The organism is Leptolyngbya sp. GB1-A1, assembly GCF_039962475.1.
Taxonomy (GTDB): Bacteria; Cyanobacteriota; Cyanobacteriia; order Elainellales; family Elainellaceae; genus Leptolyngbya_A.
In genome coordinates this window covers 267,649-288,411 of the sequence record NZ_JAMPLI010000005.1, presented here as the reverse complement: position 1 = coordinate 288,411, position 20,763 = coordinate 267,649, and the positions used below count along the sequence as shown (strand labels likewise).

Below are 20,763 nucleotides of genomic sequence, written 5' to 3'. Positions count from 1 at the left end.
ACGGATGGGGGCTAATCAACCAAAATCAATTCTATGACAAAAGAAAATAAACCAGAAGCGCATTGTTCAGAATGGCAAAAGCGCAAGCCTCGCTATGAGATGTTTTGCAAGACGTTGTATGAGGATTACAGAAAGGGACTGCTCATCCCAGCAGGGTATCTGTACTACTTAATCCAACACGAACAAGTTTACCCCGGCAACAGCATCAAAAAGCTTGGTCAAAAAGTCGGGTCAAGCCGCTCTAGGTTCTACAGAGCGATGAAAGTTTTACACCAACAGGGTGCAATTGATGCAAGCCGATGGATTGACCTCGATCGTAGTGCATTAGAACAGCCTTTCTACCCAGAGCATCGCAAGCAGATTCATTTGTTCGGTGAGGCGAACCCACTCAAGCTAACTGCCATTCGTTCGACCTGCGCCGGACTAGGTGTTGTCGTGCCGGTGGAGGCGGAGCCATGAAGAAGCGGCGAGAACCCTGCTATGAGATGCGTTACGAGACACTCTACAGAGACTATAAAGCTGGATTCATCAGTGCAGCAGGCTATCTGTACTACTACATTAAGACGCAGCGGCGTGACGGCTGGAAACTCAGAATCAAAAGCGTTAGCCAGTTCTGCAAGAAACTTCGGATAGGGCGATCGACCTTCTACAAAGCGAAAGCTGCCTTAATCGCCGGAGGCTGGCTGCAAGAAGAGATTATCGGTTCGCTTGATTTGTGGGTTCCAACTGATAAGGGTGTGACGGTCGAAGATGCACCTGTGCCAGTGTCTACGAATGGACGCACACTGTCTACGAATGGATGCACGTTGTCCACGATCGGAAACACACAGTCTACGAATGGACGCACAGACACCCCTCAAACGCAAACAGAGCAAGCGTCCTGCAACTCTACAGATCTTTTCTCTGATCCTTTCTCTGATCTCTCACTCTCCCCGCCGCCCACCCCAGAGAGAGAGCTTTTGGATTTTGTGATCCGGAGGCTTAAAGGGACGGAATTAATTCGCAACGAGCGAGCCTACGCCCTCAAAGTGATCGAGCGGGATAGAGCGCATTGGGAAGAAGAATATCGGAAGCACCAGCAGCGCACGGCACAGACTGATCTTCCACCGCCCGTTCCGCCGCCTGAAATTTTTGATGAACGAGAAAGCCTGATGGGTTTAATCAGGCACTACCAGGACCAGCAGAAGCCAGTCTCTGCTGTGGTAAAACAACGCGCCCAGGAATTAGGAATTCGCCTTACAGGAGCATCTACCGATGGAAATGATTAGCATCATCGCCGAGATACCAGCCCCTCTCTACAGGCTGCTACGCAAGGCACTAGACGAGAATCCAGAGCTGAACTACGATCGCCTCATCTCTGAAGGCATCGCCCACTGTCTCAACCTAAATCAGCAAAATTAGGGAGAGCAGTACCAATGGAACTATTTGACACAAGCCAATATGTGACAGCCAAGCCTCCTGGCCTGGAAGGATACGATCCGGACTGGGACAAACCTTCTCTCACGATTGTTATCCCCAGAACAACCACACCGACTCCAGAACCAGGAACTACGATCGCCACCCGCTCAGGATCAGCAGTAGTGACCCGAACCGAGGTTCTGGGGATAGAGCCTGTGATCTGGGCGAACTATGGTGGAGCAGGGGTAGAGCAGCCCCATACGATTGAAGATTTATTGCCGTTTCAGGTTGGTGATGTGGTTCAGTATCACTCTGGCGGAACTACACACCAGGGCACGATCGATCGCCTTCTGGGCAGCGGAGCCAGTATCAACGAGGGACATTCCTACAAAACCTGGGTGGAGTTCAAGCACCTGAAGCTCGTCCAGCGATTATCCCCAGAACAACCGCAGCAGGGAGACGGGAAGCGAAAGCGGCGATACTCCCCTAAAGGAAAAGCGGTGGGCTGGATCGAGGAACGAAAGGGGAATCTCAAGCGCAAGAATCCCTCACTGTCCTATTACTACTGCTGGATGGACGATGGCAGGAAGCGATCCACTTACATTCCAGTCAGTCAAATTCACCGAATTCGAGCAATGGTGGACGATCGCTGTTCTGGGGATGACATTCTAGCAGCGATTACGAAGCAGCCCAAGCCTCACTGCACGGAGACTTCAAAGCCATGAAGATCATCACACTCCATCAACCCTGGGCTTCACTTATTGCGTTGGGGCTAAAGAGATACGAAACCCGGCACTGGTCAACGGATTATCGGGGAGAGCTACTGATCCATGCAGCCAAGACCAAAGCAACCGTTGAGACAATGGCTGTTTTTTGGAATGCACTGGTACTGGCAGGCGTTGATCGGAATCAGTTTCTCGCCTTTGATTCCTCTGACAAAGCAGGAAGGGATGTTCACCCCCTACACCCACAGCACACCTATGGGCAAATCATCGCAGCATCTAATCTGACAGGCTGCCTGAAGATGACCGATCGCTTTATCGAGGAACAGACCGAGCTAGAACGATCGGTTGGCTTTTGGGAAGTTGGACGCTTTGCCCTACGGCTAGACGATGTTAGACCACTGCCCAGCCCAATTCCCTTCAAGTCGCGCCAAGGGAAGCTGCTGGACGCATCGGGGGAAATCATTGAACAGCTAGGGAGGACAGTATGAGTGACAAGGATGGATGGATCAAGCTATCGGCTAAAACAACCTGGGACCAGGAGCAGCCAGAGCAGCCGCCCACGTTAAAACTACGAGTTGAGTTGACGCAGTACACCTCCCGCTCTCAGATGGCAGACACGATGCGGCGATTAGCGAACTGTCTAGACGAGGGACTGACCCATCCTTTGATATATCGACTGAAGATGCAACTTATCGCGGTAAGTGGAATGACGAGGAGAACGTCTTTCGGGTTTACCGGGAAGACAATGAGGAGGGCGATCGCCATGCCTAAACATCAACTCAGCAAGCAGGAGAAGCAATGGTACTGCTCTGTCTGTTACCAAGGCTGGAAAGGTAAGCCAAGAGCGGAGGTCTTGAAGTTCTCTGATATGCCAAGAAGCCAGCCAATCTTCATACTGAGTTTGAGCTACAGAAAGCAGATTTTCAATTGTTCAAGAGAGCTGGAGCTAATCGGATTTATGGAGCGCAGCACGGGAAGTTTTGCAGCATCAGGAGGCGATCGTGATTGACCCATCCCCTAACCTCGCTGATGCTCTCCTCAAGCTTGCCGCTTCACAGGAGCGGATTGCAGATGTACTAGAACAGATTAATCAAAAACTTGATGTTGCACTGCCAGAAACTGGAAGTAAGCAGGATGCAGCCAATCTTTTGGGTATCTCTATCAGAACCCTCGATCGCCGTATGGATCAGTTTCAGGAGGGCATCCACTACTGGGGGGAAGGCAGTAAGCTAATCTTTGACCTGGAGTTACTGCGCGATTGGCAGCGCAACCGTCACAATCCTGCAGCCCATCAACGAGCGATCGAGCTACGTCGCAAACAGCTTCTCAGCCAGCAAAAGCAGCAGCGCAAAAGCAGTTAGGCTCTACTCCCACAGTTCAGGCAGTTGAGCCTTGCCTGCTACTCCCAAATAGTTTTGCATTAAAGTTTTTGGCGAATTGCCCACAATCTCTGCCACTTCTGCCGGGTTATGCCCCTCTGCAATAGCCCGACTAATAAACGAATGGCGAGAATTACGCGGCATCCGATATTCCACTCCAACCTGCTTCAAAATAGGCTTCCACGCTCGATTTCTGAAGTTGTGGTCATCGATTGCCCCTCCCCTGGGAGCTGGGAACACGTAATCTGTTAACTCTACACCCTCCGGCTTCCGTTCCAACAGCATTTGTTGAATCCGTGGAGAGAGTTTGAAAGCTCTGGATCGGTTCGTTTTCGTTGCCTTCTGCTTGCCCCGACTCCAAGTTTCACCAATCCAGAGAGAGCTGCAATCTTCACTCAGATGCCCCCATTTCAAGCCTGCCGCTTCTCCAATCCGACAACCTAGCGCCAGTAAAAACTCTACAAAATCGGCATAGTAACTGTAGGTTGAATCGCTTCTAAAACCCTCCAAAATTTTCTGGCACTCCGTCTTACTAAATGGGCGAGGTCGCTGCTTTGGTGGTACTTTCAGCTTTACGTCTAACCAGGGATTGACCTGCACTAAGCGCCGCTTTTGTCCCCAGGTCCAGCAAGCTCGCAGCAGTCCCAGTCGCTCAGAAACCGTCACGGGCTGAATTGATTTGAGCAGTCGATCGCGAAACTGAAATGCCTGATCTTCGGTGATCTGATCGGCAAATTGGTTTCTAAAAAACTGCTTTATGTACCCCATCAGCCCCACATACTTTGCCAGCGTTGCCGGGTCAATTTGCCGTCGCTTGTGTTCAGTGAACTGCTCAAACAACGCAACTGCTGTTACTCGCTCAGCCTGAGAAGGTTGCGATCGGTATTTGGAAAGCGTTTCGTCAAACTGCTCCAGTCGAATGTCTGACTGAATAATTTCCGCTTTGCGTTGAGCGATCGACCGATTCGTTGAGTCGTCCGGAAGTCCCAGTGCCAATGTGAACCGCTTGCCGCTCCAACTCCACCTGAGACGCAACCAGCCTTTGTCTGATTCAATTTTGACTGCGCCCTTTTTAGACCGCTCCATACCCAAACTGATCGAAATCTGGTCTACCACTGGTCTACCAATTCTCTACCAGTTGTGACGTGATTTGGCGTAAAAATGGCATGATTTGGCGTAACCAGAGCCGAGCGAATCTTCATTTCGTCGCCCCCTTTAAAAGCCGAAAACCCTCATAGAAACAAGGGTTTAGGTGATGGACACAACTGGACTCGAACCAGTGACCCCTACGATGTCAACGTAGTGCTCTAACCAACTGAGCTATGCGTCCGAACAGTATCAGACTATAGCATAGATATTGTAGAAGACGCAAATATTGCCTCGATCGTTCACCCAGCCTCTAATTCTAGAGAAAACCCTTCCTACTTTGGATTAAAGTCTCCCAATTTCGTTTTGTGGGATTTAGGGAACTGTAAAACTGCTCACACTGATCAAACCATCCCAAGAAAAACTTCACCCGATCGCCAACAGGGAGGAAATCACTCCGCAATCTTACAGAAGCCATACCATAAATTAGTGTTAAGGTAATAGGGTTAAACCATTAATTCTTCCCTAGACGGGTTGTAGTGCGTTGAAACAGTTTTCATTTACTGGAAACCCCAGGAAGCCCTTGTGGTGTCTGGAAGTGAAATTACAGCGCAGACGGTTGACTGACCCGGCTCTCTCCTGGGCAGACCGCTGTGAAGGACCTAGTATGAGCTGATCGACCTGTAACTGTAGGTTTGTGGGTTGGGGGCAAAATTGCCCGCGAAGTAGCTAGTTGGGTTTAGACCCGGAACTAGCGACCTGACAAACTCGGTCGATCGAGACTCGCTTTAGAGTTTTTGCAAATCGATTTAATGCAACAGGAAAACTGCGTCTGCGGTAGCCTGCTGATTTCTCTCATGTCATGGCTGAAGGAAGTCAGGGCGATCGGAGTTGGTTCAGTTTTCTAGTGAGACATGTGCAGAGGGTGGGAACCCTTCTAGCAGTCTTTCGCATCGGTTTGCAGCTTCACGCTTTTGGGTCTGCATTAATTTCTTTTTCACCGAAATTCCAGCGAATTTGGAGAGCGAGCAATGTCGAAAATTCTCAGCCATAAGATTTCCCCTGCACCGATGCCTGCTGAAATTAGCGTCGTCGATTTGATCGACGGGTATTTCACCGCGTATAACTCCGCCCGCTTACGCGAAATTTGCCACCTGTTGAGCCGTGAAGTCATGCAGGAAGGCGTTACCGTTGCCGTCAGTTTGTCTGGTGCGCTGACTCCTGCCGGATTGGGTGGCTCTGTGCTGGCTCCGCTGATGCAGCACGGCATGATCGATTGGATGATCAGCACCGGAGCGAACCTGTATCACGACATTCACTACGGACTCGGACTGGATCTGTATGCCAGCCATCCGTTTGTCGATGACGTGAAACTGCGCCAGGAAGGGCGGATTCGCATCTACGATATTGTGTTTGGCTATGATGTGCTGCTCGAAACCGATGCGTTTATTCGCGAACTGCTGAAGGCAGAACCCTTCCAGAAGCGCATGAGCACGGCAGAGTTTCACCATTTACTGGGCCAATATCTGTACGAAGTCGAGCAGCAGTTAGGCTTAAAGCACTCCTGCCTGCTGTCTATGGCTTACCAGTGCGGCGTCCCAATCTACACCTCCTCGCCTGGAGATAGTTCGATTGGCATGAATGTGGCAGCTCTGGCACTGGAAGGCTATCAGCTCATGATCGACCCGTCACTGGACGTGAACGAAACCGCAGCGATCGCCTACGCAGCCCGTCAAACCTCCTCTGGTGAAGAAGCCAAGAGCGCAGCAGTGATCCTGGGCGGCGGCAGTCCCAAAAACTTCCTGCTGCAAACCCAGCCCCAGATTCACGAAGTCCTGGGACTCGAAGAGCGCGGACACGATTACTTTGTGCAAATCACCGATGCCCGTCCCGATACAGGCGGACTGTCTGGTGCAACCCCCTCCGAAGCCGTAAGCTGGGGCAAAGTCGACCCCGAAGAGCTACCCAGCACGATCGTCTGCTATACCGACAGCACGATCGCTCTCCCAATCCTCTCTGCCTACATCCTCAGCCAGTGTGAGCCGCGTCCGCTGAAGCGATTGTACGATCGCCGCGAGGAAATGCTCGAAACCCTGCGTCGGGATTATCTGACCGCCCAGGCACAGCAGCCAGCCCAACCGACGATCGCGATCGCCCAAACCGTGAAGCAAGCCGTCACTGCTCCACAGCCGATTGCAACTTATCCCTGTGGCACTCCGATTCGCAAAGAGCACCGCAACGGATATCGGCGGGAGTCGATCGAGGTTTAGCAGGGGTTTGAGCAACCTGATTAAACGATCGCCCGCCCTGTACTGTCATCAAACAGATGAATTTTGTCGGGCGCGATCGTCAGCCAGAGTTCCTCTCCCACAAAAACCGGGCGATCGGGTTCGATTCTCACCTGGAGGGGCAAGATTTCACCGGAGCGGTCTGGAGTCACCAGACTGACGCTGAGATAAGTTTCGCTGCCCAGTGCCTCGACGCGCTCGACCCGGACAGGGATATTTTTGGGCGCAGGCAAACCAACGCTGAGATGCTCTGGACGGATGCCTAGGGTAATCGATCGCCCGTCATAAAGCCGCAGCCGCGCTTCCCAGTCGTGGGGCAGAGTGAGGCGAAATTGAGGGTGCTGAATCAGCAGGGGAGCTTTGACCTGAACCGGAATAAAGTTCATGGGCGGTGAACCGATGAACTCCGCCACAAAGCGATTTGCCGGACGGTTGTAAAGATCGAGCGGACGCGCCACCTGCTGAATTTGTCCGGCATTCATCACCGCAATGCGATCGCCCATGGTCATGGCTTCGGTCTGATCATGGGTGACGTAGATTGTGGTCGTGCCCAGCTTGCGCTGAAGGTTAACAATCTGGCCGCGGGTTTCAGTCCGCAGTTTGGCATCCAGGTTCGAGAGCGGCTCATCCATCAGAAACACCTGGGGATTGCGTGCCATTGCCCGACCCAGCGCGACTCTTTGCTTTTGTCCGCCCGAAAGCTGTTTGGGCAGGCGATCGATCAGCGATTCGATCTGGAGCATCTGAGCCACCGTTTTGACGCGGCGATCGATCAGCTTTTCTTCGGCTGACCAGTAGCGCAAACCGCGCGGCAGCGATCGGGTGGCACTGACGAAAAGTCGCTCCATCCATTCTGGGCGATTAGAAGGCTTTGCCTCGCTTTCATCGATCGTCCAGGTGCGCCGCAGCCCAAACGCCAGATTTTCATACACCGTCATGTGTGGATAAAGCGCGTAGCTCTGAAACACCATCGCGATATCGCGGGCTTTGGGTGGCAGATCGTTGACGAGGCGATCGCCCACAGAAATATTGCCGCCTGTGAGGGCTTCCAGTCCGGCAATCAGGCGCAGCAGCGTACTTTTACCGCAGCCCGATGGACCCACCAGCACCATAAATTCACCGTCGTGAATCGTCAGGTTGATTCGCCGTAGTACGCTCACGCTCTGAGCTGTGCCAGTTTCCGTTTCGGGGTCAATTGCCAGTGCGGTTGCTCCTACGGAGGCGGCGTTTGGAGCGATTCCCCCCGCAGAACGCTTCTGGATGGAGTGACCGGAGGACTGACCGGAGGAACTGGCTTTACCCGTGCGGTGAGGAAAACTTTTGTAGATGTTTTCGAGTACAACTTGCGCCACAGTGGTTTGAAATGAGTTCTGCTAAATGAATGTTGAGCGTGACTCCCAAAATCAATTCAGGGAGAATGGCAGGCTAACCTGTCGTAAGCTTCCCCAAATTCTACCAAGCTTGTTTGCGATCGACCGCGCCTCATCAGCAGGATTGCAGCAACATAGCTTGATCGAAGTGATTGCGATATCTTAATACTGTTTAACCTTTTGCAATCATTCTTTTGCGAAAGCATCTTCAATCGTTCGGGTTAACGGAGGTCAACATGGCAGACGGCAGTATGAAACGACGGCATTTTGTGATGGCAACGCTAGCCGCCGGATTTGCAATGGCAGTTCGCCCTGTTTCTGCTGAAACGATCATCACGGATACAGAGGGATTGATGGTAGGGGCGATCGAGATTCCGACACAAGATGGAGTCATTCCCGGCTATCACGCGATGCCTGAAACGGGAACTGATTTTCCGGTCGTCCTGGTGGTGCAGGAAATCTTTGGCGTTCACGAATATATCCAGGATATGTGTCGGCGGTTTGCTCAGTTGGGCTATCTAGCAATCGCACCCGAACTGTTTGTGCGGCAGGGGGATGTGTCGAAGTTGAGCAGCATCGACGAGATTCGCCCGATCGTCTCCAGCGTGCCCGATGCTCAGGTGATGTCCGATCTGGATGCGGCGGTCAACTGGGCGAAAAATTCCGGGAAGGGCGATGTCGATCGGGTTGGGATTACAGGCTTTTGCTGGGGCGGTCGAATTGTTTGGCTTTATGCCGCGCACAATCCTCAGCTCAAGGCGGGGGTGGCCTGGTATGGACGCCTGGTTGGGCAATCAACCGAACTCCAGCCCAAGTTTCCGATCGATGTGGCAGGCACGCTCAAAGCCCCCGTTCTGGGACTGTACGGCGGTAAGGATGATGGCATTCCGCTCACTAGCGTTGACCAGATGAAGCAAGCCCTCGCTGCCGCCAATAGTCCCTCGGAAATCATCGTCTATCCCGATGCGCCCCACGGTTTCCACGCCGACTATCGACCCTCTTATCGGCAGGTAGATGCAGAGGATGGCTGGGAGAAGCTTCAGGCTTGGTTTAAGCAATATGGAGTCTAGGGATAGGAAGATGAGGACATAGGGAGATAAGGGAATGTTTTCTTCAATGCAGGTGGCAGCTTTACGGTTGAAGCCAGGGCAAGACTTGAAGCTTGAGCTGGAGCAGTTTGTCCAGGATCACCGTTTGGAAGCTGCCTGCATTGTCACCTGTGTTGGCAGTCTCACTCAGGCAATGCTACGGCTGGCAAATCAATCTGAAGGAACGATCTATCAGGGACATCTTGAGATTGTGTCGCTGATGGGCGTAATGTCCTGTCACGGGTCGCACTATCATCTGTCAATCGCCGAGCGGACAGGGCAAACCTTTGGCGGTCATTTGCTGGAGGGCTGCCGCATCTACACCACCGCAGAAATTGTGATTGGCATTATGCCAGAACTGCGCTTTCGACGAGAGCATGATCTCGATTCGGGCTATCGGGAATTGACGATCGAGGATTTTTGAAAGTCGATTTCCCCAGAAGGAGAATAGCCCGGCATCAAGAAACCAGCTTTTGTTTTCGGTTATTGATACTGGAGTTGCATCACCGCCACTGATCTGAACCGTCTATTCCAGCCGTTTGAGCAGCGAGAAAGCAGACTCGATCGCCGTCATGAAGGCATAGGACTGGGGCTGGCTTTATCCCACCGCTTTGCTGCCCTAATGAGCGGCGAAATTATCGTTGTGTCCAAACATCAGACAGGAAGGCTGTTTTAGGCTGGGCTGACCGATTGCCCCCTAAAGGGAACTGATTTACACCGCCGATTGCCGCTAACGCCGCAAATTTGTCTAAACCACCTGCTTAAACTGAAGCTGAATCAGCTCCTCCGGTCGGACTGCCCCATGCTCGGTGATGATGGCAGTAATGAGCTCGGCAGGCGTTACATCAAACGCCGGATTGTAAAATTCAACGCCCGGCGGACAAATGCGCGTATCGCCAATCTGGTAAACCTCTTCGGGGTCGCGTTCCTCGATCGGAATCTGGCTACCGGTCGAGAGGGAAAAATCGATTGTTGAAAGCGGAGCTGCCACATAAAAAGGAATATTGTGTGCTCTGGCAATCAGCGCAACGCTATAAGTGCCAATTTTGTTCGCCGCATCTCCGTTTGCCGCAATTCGATCGGCTCCCACCACGACCGCATCAATCATGCCCTGCTTCATACAGTGCGCCGCCATATTGTCAGTAATCAGCGTCACGGGAATGCCTTCCTGCACACATTCCCAGGTAGTGAGCTTTGCGCCCTGCATCCGGGGACGAGTTTCGTCGGCATAGACTCGCTCTAGTCGTCCTTCGCGCCAAGCCGATCGCACTACACCCAGAGCCGTACCGTAGCCTGCAGTTGCCAGTGCGCCTGCATTGCAGTGGGTTAAAAGCCGCAACTGACCCGGCGGCTGGGGCAGAACGGTCAAGCCCGCTTCGCCAATCGCCTGACAAGTTTCAATGTCTTCCTCGCGAATTGTATGGGCTGCCTGCAAAATAGCTTCTTTGATATAATCCACGCTGCCCAGGGTTTGCCGCGCTATCTTCAGGGTTCGATCGATCGCCCAGAACAAATTCACAGCAGTGGGGCGAGTTGCCTTGAGCTTTTGCGCCACCTGCTCTAGCTGAGCTAAAAACGGCTCTCGCTGGGTTGCCTCAATTTCGCGCGCACCCAGATATAGCCCATACGCTGCCGCTACGCCGATCGCAGGCGCACCTCGCACAATCATGGTTTTGATCGCCAGTGCCATATCGTCTGAGCGGCTAATTTCTACCACGCCGTACTCCTGCGGCAATCGCGTTTGGTCAATCAGCCGCACATGGTCTTGATACCAATAAACCGGAAATACTTGAGAAGAGAATGACATGACGCACGCTCACCAGCAGAACAAGGATCTAGTCTACTCTATATAGCTGATCGAGCTATAGGGCTTATCGAACTCTATCACCTCGACAAGGTGATCCAGTTAGCGAATCAGCCCCGGCAGCATACACCCTAACCGATTGGGGATCGATCGTGTCGCGCTCCATGCCGTAATCCTGTAGGGCATATTCAAGCTGCAAAATCAGGCGATCGTGTTTTTGAGGCGGGCTTGCCCGATGAAAGCAGAACGTATCTTCGGCAAAGCCAAAGCCTGATTCGCCGCAAACTGTGATCACATTTGCCGAACCATAGGCACGCTCGATCGCTGCTTCAGAAAACTTTTTGCCAAACCATTCATGAAACCAGCGTTTGTGCAGATGCGTGCCGCGAACGCAAATATGCGGACCCGCCCACTCATCGACATCAGTGAGATAGAAAAAGAATTTGAGAAACCCGTAATCGTCCAGATCATAGTGAAACATCTGGGCAGATTTTCGCCGATCGCGCACGGTTGCCCGACTGGGAAAACTCCACCACAGGCGACTGCTAATCAAAACGGGTTCTGCCCCCAAATAGCGAGCCGCGATCGATCGCAAGACTGGATCTTGTCCCAGTTTGGCGATTGCTGGACAGGTCAAAGCGGTATTAAAGTAGCTCGCCGTCACAAATGCGGTTTGATAGTGTGCCTCTGCCTGTGCTTTTTCGGCGTAATAAAAGCCTGTGTCGGGATAGCGATTTCCTAGGCAGGGCTGCTGATTCGCAAAGTCAAGGATTGATCGCACAATCGACAAGGGAAGCTGTAGACCCAGAAAATATCCGTCTTGCTGAATCGACTGCACAACCTGATCGATCGCCACATCAGGAAAAATAGACCGATCGATCGCTGTTTCACAAGGCTCAGCACAGAGAGCAAGCCGCTGTTTTACCACTGACTGCTTTATCCAACAGCGAATCTTCGTAAAGCGACTGAGCTGCCGCATTAGCAGCCATTTCCGGTTATGCGTCAGTCCCCGATACCAAGCATGGGCAGTCTCGTAGCCCTCGTAGTACAGATCACGCAGAAAACTGACCATTTTTCCCAGCACGATTTTAGCAACTGTTTAGAGACGGACAGACTAGACACGGACAAATACTACCCAGTTTCCATACCCAGCTACCATGCGAAACACTTCCCCTCTAGGGGGATCAAACTCCTGTTGCTACGAGTTCAATCCGACAAAATGCCTTGCGTTTTCTTGCCGGAAAGGGACATTTCCCTGATGCATCTGAATTGAAATGCTGACTGATCCAGCTTTTGGGAGTTCTTTCCCTATCTTCGGAGGATTCTGAACCCATCAGGAGAAGCTGACAGGAATGTCTGATATTGAGCTGATCGAATCCTTCGGGTCGAGTTTGAGTTTGTAAAGCGGGCGATCGGGCTTCGACAGCGTTTAGCCCTTCAACATTCCAGCACTCTGTCTGGGAGCCCGTCATTTTGATTGGCGGGGTGCAAGGGTTCAGCCCTACCGGAGGCAACGCCCCCACATTCCCCCTTACCCGTCAGAATTTGCTTCACAAAACACTAGCTTGATGGATTGCCTGGATGAATTGGCTTTGACTATGCTGGATTCACCCGCATCAAGGGCTGACCAAACTCAACAGGCTCGCCGTTTTGAACCAGGATTTCGACAATTTCGCCGCTGATTTCTGCCTCGATTTCATTCATCAGCTTCATGGCTTCAATAATGCAGACTGTCTGACCATTTCGGACTCGATCGCCCACATTTACAAACGCAGCTTCATCAGGAGCCGGAGCACGATAAAAGGTGCCGACCATTGGCGAGACGATTTCGACAAACTTCTCGGTCGAGCGGGGTGGCGGGGTTGGCGTTGGGGGAACGACGATCGGTGTGGCAGACGCGCTGGGCAGGGAGGGAATCGGAGCCAGGGCAACGGCAGTATCCGTCGATGGAGCCGGAGAAGTCGCCGGAGTATCACCGGGTTGAACGCCCTTACGAATTACCAGTTCAAAATCGCCGCTTTTGAGCGTAAATTCTGCAATATCAGTTTGATTAATAACTGTTAATAAATCTCGGAGTTCGCTAAAGTTCAGTTCCACGCTTGTTTTAACCGTTCTAGTCGAATGATTTTAAATGAGATGGCGTAGCGACTAACAGTTGCGGAAAAGCAGGAGTGGAAAGGAATGTAAAGGCACGAGAAGTCCTGCATCACCACAATCGAACGATCGCGACATTTGACCTCAAGTTGCCTTCAATCTGCCTTGAAACTGATAGCTGGCTAACTGTTAATCGCTAAACGGATCGCGACGACGATCGCCAAACTACTCCCGTCCCAGGTAGGTATCTGTGCGAGTATCAACTTTGATGCGTTCGCCTATCGAAATAAACAGAGGAACCATGACTTGCGCCCCGGTTTCGACGATCGCAGGTTTGGTACCACCCGTTGCCGTATCGCCCTTTACGCCGGGGTCGGCTTGCACGACTTCCAGTACAACTGAGTTGGGCAGTTCAACGTCAAGCACCTGGTTATTCCAGCGCACCACGTTGACTTCCATCCCTTCTTTTAGGTACTTCACGCGATCGCCAATTTGCTTGGCATTCAGGCGACCTTCTTCGTAAGTTTCCATGTCCATAAAGACGTAATCGTCGCCGTCCTTATAGGTGTGCTGCATCGTATTCTTTTCGATGACTGCCTGCGGGACAGTCTCTCCTGCCCGGAACGTTCGCTCAACTACGTTCCCGTTCTGCATATTTTTGAGCTTGGTTCGCACGAAAGCGGAGCCTTTACCAGGTTTCACATGGAGGAATTCCACAACCCGCCAGACGTTTCCGTCAAGCTCAATACTGACCCCGGGGCGAAAATCATTACTGGAAATCATGAATCTTGCTGTGTTGGCAAAACGATCGGCAATTTATTTTACCGCTCCGAGGGAGACATATCACGAAAGGCAGAAGGAATTTGTTCACGCGCGATCGAAATCCTGCTGGGTTCGGCTCGGCAGGTCGAGATGAAATCCCTTCCATCGTTATGGGAAGATGATGAGTGAAGTTTCTGGCTTGTGCGAATTTGAGTTCTGCAAACAGAAACCTCTTCAACGCAGTCCTGCTGAGCTATTTTGTTGAGCTTTTTAAAAATTTTCATGAGTAGAACGCTTGCCCCTCTCAAAACCCTGATCGAGCGTCCGTCCTCCCAGTGCGGCAAAGGGTTTGCTTTCATTAGCCGTCTATTGAAAACAGGCATATCGCTGGTGCTGCTGATCGGGTTGCTCTGGAGCAGTGGAATCATCCTGCCGCCCGGAAGCCTGTTTGGTCTGGAGTGGAATCAATCTGCGCTGGCACTGCCACCCGGAAATGCAATCACCGACGGTAAAGCTCTCCTGCGCTACGCCCTGCCGATCGACAATAAGCCCGTGCGCGATTTGCAGGTCAGCCTGGAGAGTATGTCGGAAGCACTGCGGGGTCGGCGGAAGGTGAGCGCGATCAATCGCAATCTGGATACTGCCGATCGCATCCTGAACATCAAACGTGATCCCCTGCTGGCAAGCGTCCCTGATGAGCATAAAGCAGAAGCAGAAGCCGCGATCGATCGGCTCAAGGCAGGCGTTACCGACATACGATCGGCTGTCGAAAAGCAGGACAAGGAAGCAATCTGGACAAAGCGCGGTCAGCTTCTCGATCAGGTGGGACAGCTAGAAGAACTGATGGTTGCCCAGTTTCCCTATGAAGTGCCAGAGGAATACAGCAATCTGCCGCAGCTTAAAGGACGGGCAACCGTTGAGGTGCAAACCACTAAGGGTGATATGACACTGGTGGTCGACGGCTACAATGCGCCCATTACAGCAGGAAACTTTGTCGATCTGGTGCAGCGCGGCTTTTATAACGGACTGGAGTTCGTTCGCGCTGAAGACTTTTATGTAGCGCAGATCGGTGATCCCCCCGGCAAGGAAGAGGGCTTTGTCGATCCGAAAACGGGCAACTATCGGGCTGTTCCCCTGGAAATTATGGTGCAGGGCGACAAGGAACCGACTTACGGGGTCACGCTGGAAGAAGCCGGACGCTATCTCGACCAGCCTGTGCTGCCTTTCTCGGCTTATGGCACGCTGGGCATGGCACGACCGGGAGAAGATAACAACGGCGGCTCATCGCAGTTCTTCTTCTTCCTGTTTGAGCCGGAACTCACTCCCGCCGGACTTAATCTGCTGGACGGTCGCTATGCTGTCTTTGGTTATGTGACGGAAAACAAAGAAGTGCTGGATAAAATTCGGGCAGGCGACAAAATTGTTTCTGCCAGAGTCGTGAAAGGCGCGGAAAATCTGGTTGAGCCAGAGTCGGCTTGATCGATCCCGTCAATCATGACCAAGGAAATTCGCGTACAGGATATCGGCGAACAGGGACTTTTGCAAAGACTGCAAAGCTTCTGTCCGCCGGATTTAATCGGGGATGACGCAGCCCTGCTCTCGATCGCCGCAGGACATTCGCTGGTCGTCACAACCGATACGCTGGTAGACGGCGTTCACTTTAGTGACCGAACCACCTCCCCTGCAGATGTAGGTTGGCGCGCTGTTGCTGCAAATTTGTCTGACCTAGCCGCAATGGGCGCAGAGCCGATCGCCCTCACCGTCGGGCTGAGCCTGCCGGGAAGCGTAACTGTGAACTGGGTTGAGCAGCTTTATCAAGGCATGATTGACGGTTTGCAGCCCTTTCAAACCCCGATTGTCGGAGGCGATATTTGTCGATCGTCCGTGATTAGTCTGGCAATCACCGCATTAGGACAGGTCAGACCCGCAGAAGCAATTCGGCGATCGATCGCCCAACCGGGAGATGCAATTCTGATCACCGGATACCATGGAGCTTCCAGAGCCGGACTAGAGCTGCTGCTGAATTCCGAATTGGGCAATGCCCTGGAAAAAACGGCTTTCGATCGATTGGTTCAAGCCCATCAGCGTCCAATTCCGCGTTTGGATGTTGTTACCCTGCTCACAGACCTGCGAACCCAATATCCCGATCTGCGGGTTGCAGGTATGGACAGCAGTGATGGTTTAGCCGATGCGATCGTGCAAATTTGCCGCGCTAGCAGAGTGGGAGCCACGGTGAAGCGGGATCAAATTCCTGTTCCGCCTGAATTCACTCCTTGGGTCAGCAATGCTCAGGCGATCGAGTGGATGCTTTACGGCGGTGAAGATTTTGAACTCGTGCTGTGTCTGCCGATCGAGATTGCAGAAAAGCTGCTGGTGCAATTAGGAGATGGGGCAGCGATCGTGGGAAAGATTACTGCTGAGCAAACGGTTTCACTGCAAAACAAGGATGCGATCGTTGAGCTTTCCCTTAATAGAGGATTTCAGCATTTTTCCGTCCGCTAGCTGCTTCAAAAGATTTAAACCTGCTGTCCTTGCCCGAACCTATCCGCCAATCTAATTTATTCTGATTTACAAAAAGGTCTGCAATAAAAAAGGGGCTTTTGCCCCCGATTGTCTCTATCTTTTCAAGCAGTAGAACTGACGCTAAAGCCTAGCGAAACATACTGCTTACCGAACTGTCTTCATGAATCCGCCAGATTGCCTCACCCAGCAAATTTGCCACCGAAAGCACAGTAAGCTGCGGGAAGCGTCGGTCTTCAGTGACCGGAATTGTGTTGGTGACAATGATTTCTTCAAATAGTCCTGCCGAAAGTCGATCGATGGCTGGAGGCGAGAACACGGCATGAGTAGCACAGGCATAAACCTGGCTTGCGCCCTGCTGTCGCAGAATTCTTGCGCCCTCGCAAATCGTTCCTGCCGTATCAATCATGTCGTCTACCAAGATTGCCGTTTTGCCAGCGACATCCCCGATCACGTTCATGACTTCAGCAACGTTATGAGCTTGACGGCGTTTATCAATAATGGCAAGCGGGGCATCATTCAGCTTTTTGGCAAAGGCTCTTGCCCGTGCCACACCGCCCACGTCTGGCGAAACGACTACCACATCGCTCAGATTCTTGGCGTTCAGGTAATCCAGAATCACCGGAGAACCGTAAACGTGATCAAAGGGAATGTCAAAGTAGCCCTGGATTTGGGCTGAGTGCAGATCCATTGCCAGAATTCGGTTTGCGCCTGCCTGGGTAATCAAATTGGCAACCAGTTTGGCTGTGATCGATTCTCGTCCGGCAGTTTTGCGATCGGCTCTCGCATAGCCGTAGTAAGGAATGACGGCCGTAATTTGACGCGCCGAAGCACGACGGCAGGCATCAATCATAATGAGCAACTCCATCAGGTGATCGTTCACCGGACAGCAGCTGGGTTGCATCAAGTAGACATCACAGCCGCGAATCGACTCTTGGATCTGGATATAGATTTCGCCGTCTGCAAACCGTTTGCGAACCATCGGACCCAAATCCATCCCCAAGTAATGGGCAACTTCATGGGCTAGCGGCAAATTAGCAGATCCAGAAAACAACCGAAGGCGATGATCTGAGAGATCAATACGAGGATGCTGAAGGGTAAGAGTTGCAGTGCTGATCACGACAGTTCCTCAGGCGACAGTCAGGGAAATATTAGCATCATCGGAGCAGTATCATCTCTTGGTAGTTGTACGGATACTAAAAAGTGAATTGACACTAGCACTGTACTTTGATTGCTGCAGGCGGCTAAAGATTCCGCAATCAACAAGATTGAAGTTATCTTCCAGGCTTCTGCTGCCAAATCGTTTGACATTCGTAAAAACTGACCTTCTTAAGCTGAAAGCCAGAGTAGTAACGCCTTGAAAAGAAACAATCGAATCCTGCTATAACCAAATCTCGCGCTAAGCCTAATACAGACCAGTTTAAAACTCTAAAGAAACAATAAAACTGCTTTGAAGATTTTAAGTGAACTGAATCACTCTTTTACTTTACCAACTCAACCTTCTGAATGGGAGAAGGCAAACAATTTATATAGAATTTATAATGCTGAGCAGCAATTCTATAGAGTATGAGAGGAATAACGAAACAGATCGTGACGCAAAAACTGGATTGCCGTTACTTATCGGTCCGCAATCCCTCTCAACCCACCAAACTGAGCTTGTTGCGTGACTTACTCGGTTTAACCCGATCGTCTTAGCTTGATCAAACGACCTTGATCACTCGATCAACTTACAGATCGCCGCCCCGAAAAGCCAGCACAAAAATCACTGCCGGACCTGCAATCACAATCAGCGCTAGCATGGTGAGCTGCGCGATCGTCTCAAAGTTAATGTTGCCAAGAACACTCGTAATGAAATCCATTGCTCCTCCCGACTAACCCGAATAATTGATTGTTATTTGAACAGCTTATCTGGATTGTATTTTACACGGTTCTTGCCCTCTTGCAGGTAGAGAATTCTGATCGAGCTAACTTCAGGCAAATTGCCACAAACCATGAGCAGCAATCTAATGGCAGACTCACACTCAGAACCGCTAAGCTCGAATAGAGATATTCAATGGGGTAGACCAGAGCAATGGCGACTTGGCAATGTGTAAAGCAGTGTGGTGCGTGCTGCCAGCTTGATCCAGACGATCGACCCGATTTAGAAACATACCTTGCGCCAGAAGAACTCCTGCTCTATATGAGTTTGGTCGGTGAAGACGGCTGGTGCATTCACTTTGATCATGCGCTGCGCGAATGCCGTATTTACGCCGATCGTCCCCGTTTCTGCCGGGTGCAGCCGGATGTATTTCAAGATCTCTACGACGTGGAGCCAGAGGAATTAAGCGATTTTGCGATCGACTGCTGCGTTCAGCAAATTGAAGCAGTATATGGTGATAGAAGTCTAGAGCTGCTGCGGTTTGAGCGATCGATCGAGCAGGACTGAGCTGTAAAGAAATGAGGGAAAAGTTCAGCGGGGGATTGCTTTTCTAGTCACAGTCAGACAAAATGAAAAGAAAATGAAATGGCTGAGGTGTACTGACTCGTGCAATCTCTCTCTGTCCCTTCCACCACCGCTGAAACCTCTTTGGATCGTTTAGAAGCTGCGCTTTCTCACTCTGAGGCGATTGTTATTGAGTCTGATGCCGAGTCGAGTTTGACAGAATCTGCTGCAAACCAGTCGGAGAGCCGGTCTAACCCAGTCATTGCTGATTCCGCTGAAGAACCCGCCTGGAAACTGCACCTGAAAGTTTTTACCTCCACCTTTTTTACGATCTTCCTGGCTGAACTGGGCGACAAAACTCAGGTGACAACCCTGCTGATGGCGGCAGAATCTCACTCGCCCTGGATTGTGTTTGCCGGAGCAGGCGCGGCACTGGTTGCAACGAGCGCGATCGGAGTTTGCCTGGGTTGCTGGTTGGCAAAGCGCGTTGCGCCCCGCGTGCTAGAGCGATCGGTCGGCATCCTGCTGCTGGGAATTTCGGCGCTGCTGATATTGGATGTCGTCCAGGGTTAAGGCAAGAGGCGAAGCACACACAGGCGAAGCACACACAGGCGAAGCAAAAATGGAATGGCACTTGCTGGGATTGAGCTTTATTACCGTGTTTTTGTCGGAGCTGGGCGATAAAAGCCAGCTTGCTGCAATTGCGCTGAGCGGTCGATCGCGATCAATCAAAGCAGTCTTTCTGGGAACTGTTGCGGCTCTGGTACTGGCGAGTTTCCTGGGGGTGCTGCTGGGTGGCGGACTGTCTCAGCTTTTGCCTGTGCGGTGGGTTAAAGCAGTGGCAGCGATTGGATTTTCGATCATGGCGATCAGACTGCTACGAGGAACGGCTGAAGCTTCGTCTGATTGTGATGAGCATTCTCCTGAACTACTGGAGTAATCCCGATTAGGGTGAAAGTAGGGCAGAAATGAGTTTTGCAGCACCATTTGCACCGCCAGAAGCATTGCAGTCTTGAGGCGATCGCCCCTGGGTGAAATTGACGAACCAATCGACTTGAATCAAAGCTAAAGTTTTAATTAAAGTTAAGAAGCTTTGAAGCGAGTCTTTCCCAGAATGCTGCGAATCATCACCGATTTCGATGGTCCGATCATGGATGTCTCCGAGCGGTACTACCGGGTGTATCAGTTTTGCCTGGAAAGTATCCGGCGGGCGGAGCAGCCGATTCACATCCTGACCAAAGCAGAATTTTGGCACTGCAAACGATCGCAGATTCCCGAACGCGAGATTGGCAGACGATCGGGACTGGACGAAACGCAGGCACTTGAATTTGCCCGGCTACGAAAGCAAACCGTTCACACGCTGCCTTATCTGGTGCATGATGTCGTCGTGCCGGGGGCGATCGAAGGTCTGGAGCGGATTCAGCAGGCAAAGATTGAGCTGGTGGTGATGACGATGCGACGGGTGCAGGAGCTAGATGCTGCGCTGCATCAGTACAGTTTAGAACGCTTTTTTCCGCTGCGCTGCCGCTATTGCCTCAGCAACGACTATGCCAAAACCAGCGACGTGCAGGACAAGACGCTGCTCATGGGTCAGGCACTGCTGGAGCTGCCGCCTGTGCCGCAAACCTGGATGATTGGCGATACCGAAGCCGACATTCTCTCTGCTCAAGCACATGGGCTTCCGGTGGTGGCAGTGTTATCAGGGATTCGCGATCGAACTCAGCTTGCCCAACACCACCCGAACGCGATCGTTAGTCATCTGGGAGCCGCGCTAGACTACATTTTGAATCATGCGTCGCTGACAGCAATCAGCAGCTAACTGTCCTT

25 protein-coding genes and 1 tRNA gene are annotated in these 20,763 nt (G+C 51.8%); 16 read left to right on the top strand and 10 right to left on the bottom strand.

What is annotated here, in order from left to right; genetic code table 11:
• Nucleotides 1-33: 33 nt before the first annotated feature.
• Genes NDI45_RS08125 through NDI45_RS08095 form a run of 7 tightly spaced genes read left to right on the top strand, consistent with a single transcriptional unit; the run spans nt 34 to nt 3,484 of the window.
• Nucleotides 34-459, top strand: coding sequence for a helix-turn-helix domain-containing protein (locus NDI45_RS08125; RefSeq protein WP_348246985.1), 426 nt, complete (start codon nt 34-36; stop codon nt 457-459).
• Nucleotides 456-1,268, top strand: coding sequence for a hypothetical protein (locus tag NDI45_RS08120; protein WP_348246984.1), 813 nt, complete (start codon nt 456-458; stop codon nt 1,266-1,268). Before NDI45_RS08125 ends, NDI45_RS08120 begins: the two co-directional genes overlap by 4 nt.
• Nucleotides 1,255-1,401 (top strand): hypothetical protein, encoded by a 147-nt coding sequence (locus NDI45_RS08115; protein ID WP_348246983.1) that lies wholly within the window; start codon nt 1,255-1,257, stop codon nt 1,399-1,401. The genes NDI45_RS08120 and NDI45_RS08115 overlap by 14 nt, the downstream gene beginning before the upstream one ends.
• A gap of 14 nt (nt 1,402-1,415) precedes the next feature.
• The gene (locus tag NDI45_RS08110; protein WP_348246982.1) at nt 1,416-2,123 is read left to right on the top strand and encodes a hypothetical protein; all 708 of its coding nucleotides are present in this window, start codon (nt 1,416-1,418) and stop codon (nt 2,121-2,123) included.
• Nucleotides 2,120-2,611, top strand: a complete 492-nt coding sequence (locus NDI45_RS08105; protein ID WP_348246981.1) for an ASCH domain-containing protein — start codon at nt 2,120-2,122, stop codon at nt 2,609-2,611. Before NDI45_RS08110 ends, NDI45_RS08105 begins: the two co-directional genes overlap by 4 nt.
• Nucleotides 2,608-3,132, top strand: a complete 525-nt coding sequence (locus NDI45_RS08100) for a hypothetical protein (RefSeq protein WP_348246980.1) — start codon at nt 2,608-2,610, stop codon at nt 3,130-3,132. The genes NDI45_RS08105 and NDI45_RS08100 overlap by 4 nt, the downstream gene beginning before the upstream one ends.
• Complete coding sequence (locus NDI45_RS08095) at nt 3,125-3,484, top strand: helix-turn-helix domain-containing protein (RefSeq protein ID WP_348246979.1); 360 nt, start codon at nt 3,125-3,127, stop codon at nt 3,482-3,484. Before NDI45_RS08100 ends, NDI45_RS08095 begins: the two co-directional genes overlap by 8 nt.
• Before the next feature lie 3 nt (nt 3,485-3,487).
• Here the strand turns inward: NDI45_RS08095 and NDI45_RS08090 are convergent, their stop codons facing one another.
• Both NDI45_RS08090 and NDI45_RS08085 read right to left on the bottom strand, forming a co-directional pair.
• Nucleotides 3,488-4,588 carry a tyrosine-type recombinase/integrase gene (locus tag NDI45_RS08090; RefSeq protein WP_348246978.1) on the bottom strand — a complete coding sequence of 367 codons (1,101 nt, stop codon included), beginning with the start codon at nt 4,586-4,588 and terminating at the stop codon, nt 3,488-3,490.
• A gap of 170 nt (nt 4,589-4,758) precedes the next feature.
• Nucleotides 4,759-4,832, bottom strand: a tRNA-Val gene (locus tag NDI45_RS08085).
• A gap of 787 nt (nt 4,833-5,619) precedes the next feature.
• Here NDI45_RS08085 and speY point away from each other — a divergent pair.
• Entirely contained in the window at nt 5,620-6,858 is a 1,239-nt protein-coding gene (speY, locus tag NDI45_RS08080) for a deoxyhypusine synthase (protein WP_348246977.1), read from the top strand.
• 20 nt (nt 6,859-6,878) lie between these two features.
• Here speY and NDI45_RS08075 read toward each other — a convergent pair whose 3' ends face one another.
• Nucleotides 6,879-8,228, bottom strand: a complete 1,350-nt coding sequence (locus NDI45_RS08075) for an ATP-binding cassette domain-containing protein (protein ID WP_190790977.1) — start codon at nt 8,226-8,228, stop codon at nt 6,879-6,881.
• Nucleotides 8,229-8,497: 269 nt separating this feature from the next.
• Between NDI45_RS08075 and NDI45_RS08070 the strand changes: the two genes are divergently transcribed.
• The gene (locus tag NDI45_RS08070) at nt 8,498-9,316 is read left to right on the top strand and encodes a dienelactone hydrolase family protein (protein ID WP_190790990.1); all 819 of its coding nucleotides are present in this window, start codon (nt 8,498-8,500) and stop codon (nt 9,314-9,316) included.
• A gap of 34 nt (nt 9,317-9,350) precedes the next feature.
• Nucleotides 9,351-9,758, top strand: a complete 408-nt coding sequence (locus tag NDI45_RS08065; protein WP_242067220.1) for a PPC domain-containing DNA-binding protein — start codon at nt 9,351-9,353, stop codon at nt 9,756-9,758.
• A gap of 324 nt (nt 9,759-10,082) precedes the next feature.
• On the opposite strand, the gene mtnA is transcribed toward NDI45_RS08065, so the two are convergent.
• The 5 genes from mtnA to efp form a co-directional block, all read right to left on the bottom strand.
• Entirely contained in the window at nt 10,083-11,141 is a 1,059-nt protein-coding gene (gene mtnA, locus NDI45_RS08060; RefSeq protein WP_190790976.1) for an S-methyl-5-thioribose-1-phosphate isomerase, read from the bottom strand.
• 64 nt (nt 11,142-11,205) lie between these two features.
• Nucleotides 11,206-12,210, bottom strand: coding sequence for a hypothetical protein (locus NDI45_RS08055; RefSeq protein WP_348246976.1), 1,005 nt, complete (start codon nt 12,208-12,210; stop codon nt 11,206-11,208).
• A 112-nt stretch (nt 12,211-12,322) separates the two neighbouring features.
• Nucleotides 12,323-12,610, bottom strand: a complete 288-nt coding sequence (locus tag NDI45_RS08050) for a hypothetical protein (protein WP_348246975.1) — start codon at nt 12,608-12,610, stop codon at nt 12,323-12,325.
• A 124-nt stretch (nt 12,611-12,734) separates the two neighbouring features.
• A complete protein-coding gene (gene accB, locus NDI45_RS08045) occupies nt 12,735-13,235 on the bottom strand; it encodes an acetyl-CoA carboxylase biotin carboxyl carrier protein (RefSeq protein WP_190790974.1) in 501 nt (166 codons plus the stop codon).
• A 222-nt stretch (nt 13,236-13,457) separates the two neighbouring features.
• Entirely contained in the window at nt 13,458-14,015 is a 558-nt protein-coding gene (gene efp, locus NDI45_RS08040) for an elongation factor P (RefSeq protein ID WP_190790973.1), read from the bottom strand.
• A gap of 261 nt (nt 14,016-14,276) precedes the next feature.
• On the opposite strand from efp, the gene NDI45_RS08035 reads away from it, so the two are divergent.
• Entirely contained in the window at nt 14,277-15,473 is a 1,197-nt protein-coding gene (locus NDI45_RS08035) for a peptidylprolyl isomerase (RefSeq protein ID WP_348246974.1), read from the top strand.
• Nucleotides 15,474-15,488: 15 nt separating this feature from the next.
• Complete coding sequence (thiL, locus tag NDI45_RS08030; protein ID WP_348246973.1) at nt 15,489-16,496, top strand: thiamine-phosphate kinase; 1,008 nt, start codon at nt 15,489-15,491, stop codon at nt 16,494-16,496.
• Between the two features lie 148 nt (nt 16,497-16,644).
• Here the strand turns inward: thiL and NDI45_RS08025 are convergent, their stop codons facing one another.
• Nucleotides 16,645-17,634, bottom strand: a complete 990-nt coding sequence (locus NDI45_RS08025) for a ribose-phosphate pyrophosphokinase (protein ID WP_190790969.1) — start codon at nt 17,632-17,634, stop codon at nt 16,645-16,647.
• A 607-nt stretch (nt 17,635-18,241) separates the two neighbouring features.
• Nucleotides 18,242-18,373 carry a photosystem II reaction center protein Ycf12 gene (locus NDI45_RS08020; protein ID WP_190790968.1) on the bottom strand — a complete coding sequence of 44 codons (132 nt, stop codon included), beginning with the start codon at nt 18,371-18,373 and terminating at the stop codon, nt 18,242-18,244.
• A gap of 212 nt (nt 18,374-18,585) precedes the next feature.
• Here NDI45_RS08020 and NDI45_RS08015 point away from each other — a divergent pair, with 212 nt between their 5' ends.
• The 4 genes from NDI45_RS08015 to NDI45_RS08000 all read left to right on the top strand — a co-directional run bounded on the left by NDI45_RS08015 (nt 18,586) and on the right by NDI45_RS08000 (nt 20,755).
• A complete protein-coding gene (locus NDI45_RS08015; RefSeq protein ID WP_190791973.1) occupies nt 18,586-18,939 on the top strand; it encodes a YkgJ family cysteine cluster protein in 354 nt (117 codons plus the stop codon).
• A 99-nt stretch (nt 18,940-19,038) separates the two neighbouring features.
• Entirely contained in the window at nt 19,039-19,509 is a 471-nt protein-coding gene (locus tag NDI45_RS08010; protein ID WP_348246972.1) for a TMEM165/GDT1 family protein, read from the top strand.
• Nucleotides 19,510-19,558: 49 nt separating this feature from the next.
• Nucleotides 19,559-19,876 carry a TMEM165/GDT1 family protein gene (locus tag NDI45_RS08005; protein WP_348247027.1) on the top strand — a complete coding sequence of 106 codons (318 nt, stop codon included), beginning with the start codon at nt 19,559-19,561 and terminating at the stop codon, nt 19,874-19,876.
• A gap of 174 nt (nt 19,877-20,050) precedes the next feature.
• Nucleotides 20,051-20,755 carry an HAD family hydrolase gene (locus tag NDI45_RS08000; RefSeq protein ID WP_348246971.1) on the top strand — a complete coding sequence of 235 codons (705 nt, stop codon included), beginning with the start codon at nt 20,051-20,053 and terminating at the stop codon, nt 20,753-20,755.
• Nucleotides 20,756-20,763: the final 8 nt, after the last annotated feature.

Bases quoted from the DNA above. Each gene is read 5' to 3' on its own strand.
- NDI45_RS08125 (WP_348246985.1), top strand. From the start codon at position 34: ATGACAAAAGAAAATAAACCAGAAGCGCATTGTTCAGAATGGCAAAAG.
- NDI45_RS08120 (WP_348246984.1), top strand. From the start codon at position 456: ATGAAGAAGCGGCGAGAACCCTGCTATGAGATGCGTTACGAGACACTC.
- NDI45_RS08115 (WP_348246983.1), top strand. From the start codon at position 1,255: ATGGAAATGATTAGCATCATCGCCGAGATACCAGCCCCTCTCTACAGG.
- NDI45_RS08110 (WP_348246982.1), top strand. From the start codon at position 1,416: ATGGAACTATTTGACACAAGCCAATATGTGACAGCCAAGCCTCCTGGC.
- NDI45_RS08105 (WP_348246981.1), top strand. From the start codon at position 2,120: ATGAAGATCATCACACTCCATCAACCCTGGGCTTCACTTATTGCGTTG.
- NDI45_RS08100 (WP_348246980.1), top strand. From the start codon at position 2,608: ATGAGTGACAAGGATGGATGGATCAAGCTATCGGCTAAAACAACCTGG.
- NDI45_RS08090 (WP_348246978.1), bottom strand. From the start codon at position 4,588: ATGGAGCGGTCTAAAAAGGGCGCAGTCAAAATTGAATCAGACAAAGGC.
- speY (WP_348246977.1), top strand. From the start codon at position 5,620: ATGTCGAAAATTCTCAGCCATAAGATTTCCCCTGCACCGATGCCTGCT.
- NDI45_RS08070 (WP_190790990.1), top strand. From the start codon at position 8,498: ATGAAACGACGGCATTTTGTGATGGCAACGCTAGCCGCCGGATTTGCA.
- NDI45_RS08065 (WP_242067220.1), top strand. From the start codon at position 9,351: ATGTTTTCTTCAATGCAGGTGGCAGCTTTACGGTTGAAGCCAGGGCAA.
- mtnA (WP_190790976.1), bottom strand. From the start codon at position 11,141: ATGTCATTCTCTTCTCAAGTATTTCCGGTTTATTGGTATCAAGACCAT.
- NDI45_RS08055 (WP_348246976.1), bottom strand. From the start codon at position 12,210: ATGGTCAGTTTTCTGCGTGATCTGTACTACGAGGGCTACGAGACTGCC.
- NDI45_RS08050 (WP_348246975.1), bottom strand. From the start codon at position 12,610: ATGACGGGCTCCCAGACAGAGTGCTGGAATGTTGAAGGGCTAAACGCT.
- efp (WP_190790973.1), bottom strand. From the start codon at position 14,015: ATGATTTCCAGTAATGATTTTCGCCCCGGGGTCAGTATTGAGCTTGAC.
- NDI45_RS08035 (WP_348246974.1), top strand. From the start codon at position 14,277: ATGAGTAGAACGCTTGCCCCTCTCAAAACCCTGATCGAGCGTCCGTCC.
- thiL (WP_348246973.1), top strand. From the start codon at position 15,489: ATGACCAAGGAAATTCGCGTACAGGATATCGGCGAACAGGGACTTTTG.
- NDI45_RS08020 (WP_190790968.1), bottom strand. From the start codon at position 18,373: ATGGATTTCATTACGAGTGTTCTTGGCAACATTAACTTTGAGACGATC.
- NDI45_RS08015 (WP_190791973.1), top strand. From the start codon at position 18,586: ATGGCGACTTGGCAATGTGTAAAGCAGTGTGGTGCGTGCTGCCAGCTT.
- NDI45_RS08005 (WP_348247027.1), top strand. From the start codon at position 19,559: ATGGAATGGCACTTGCTGGGATTGAGCTTTATTACCGTGTTTTTGTCG.
- NDI45_RS08000 (WP_348246971.1), top strand. From the start codon at position 20,051: ATGCTGCGAATCATCACCGATTTCGATGGTCCGATCATGGATGTCTCC.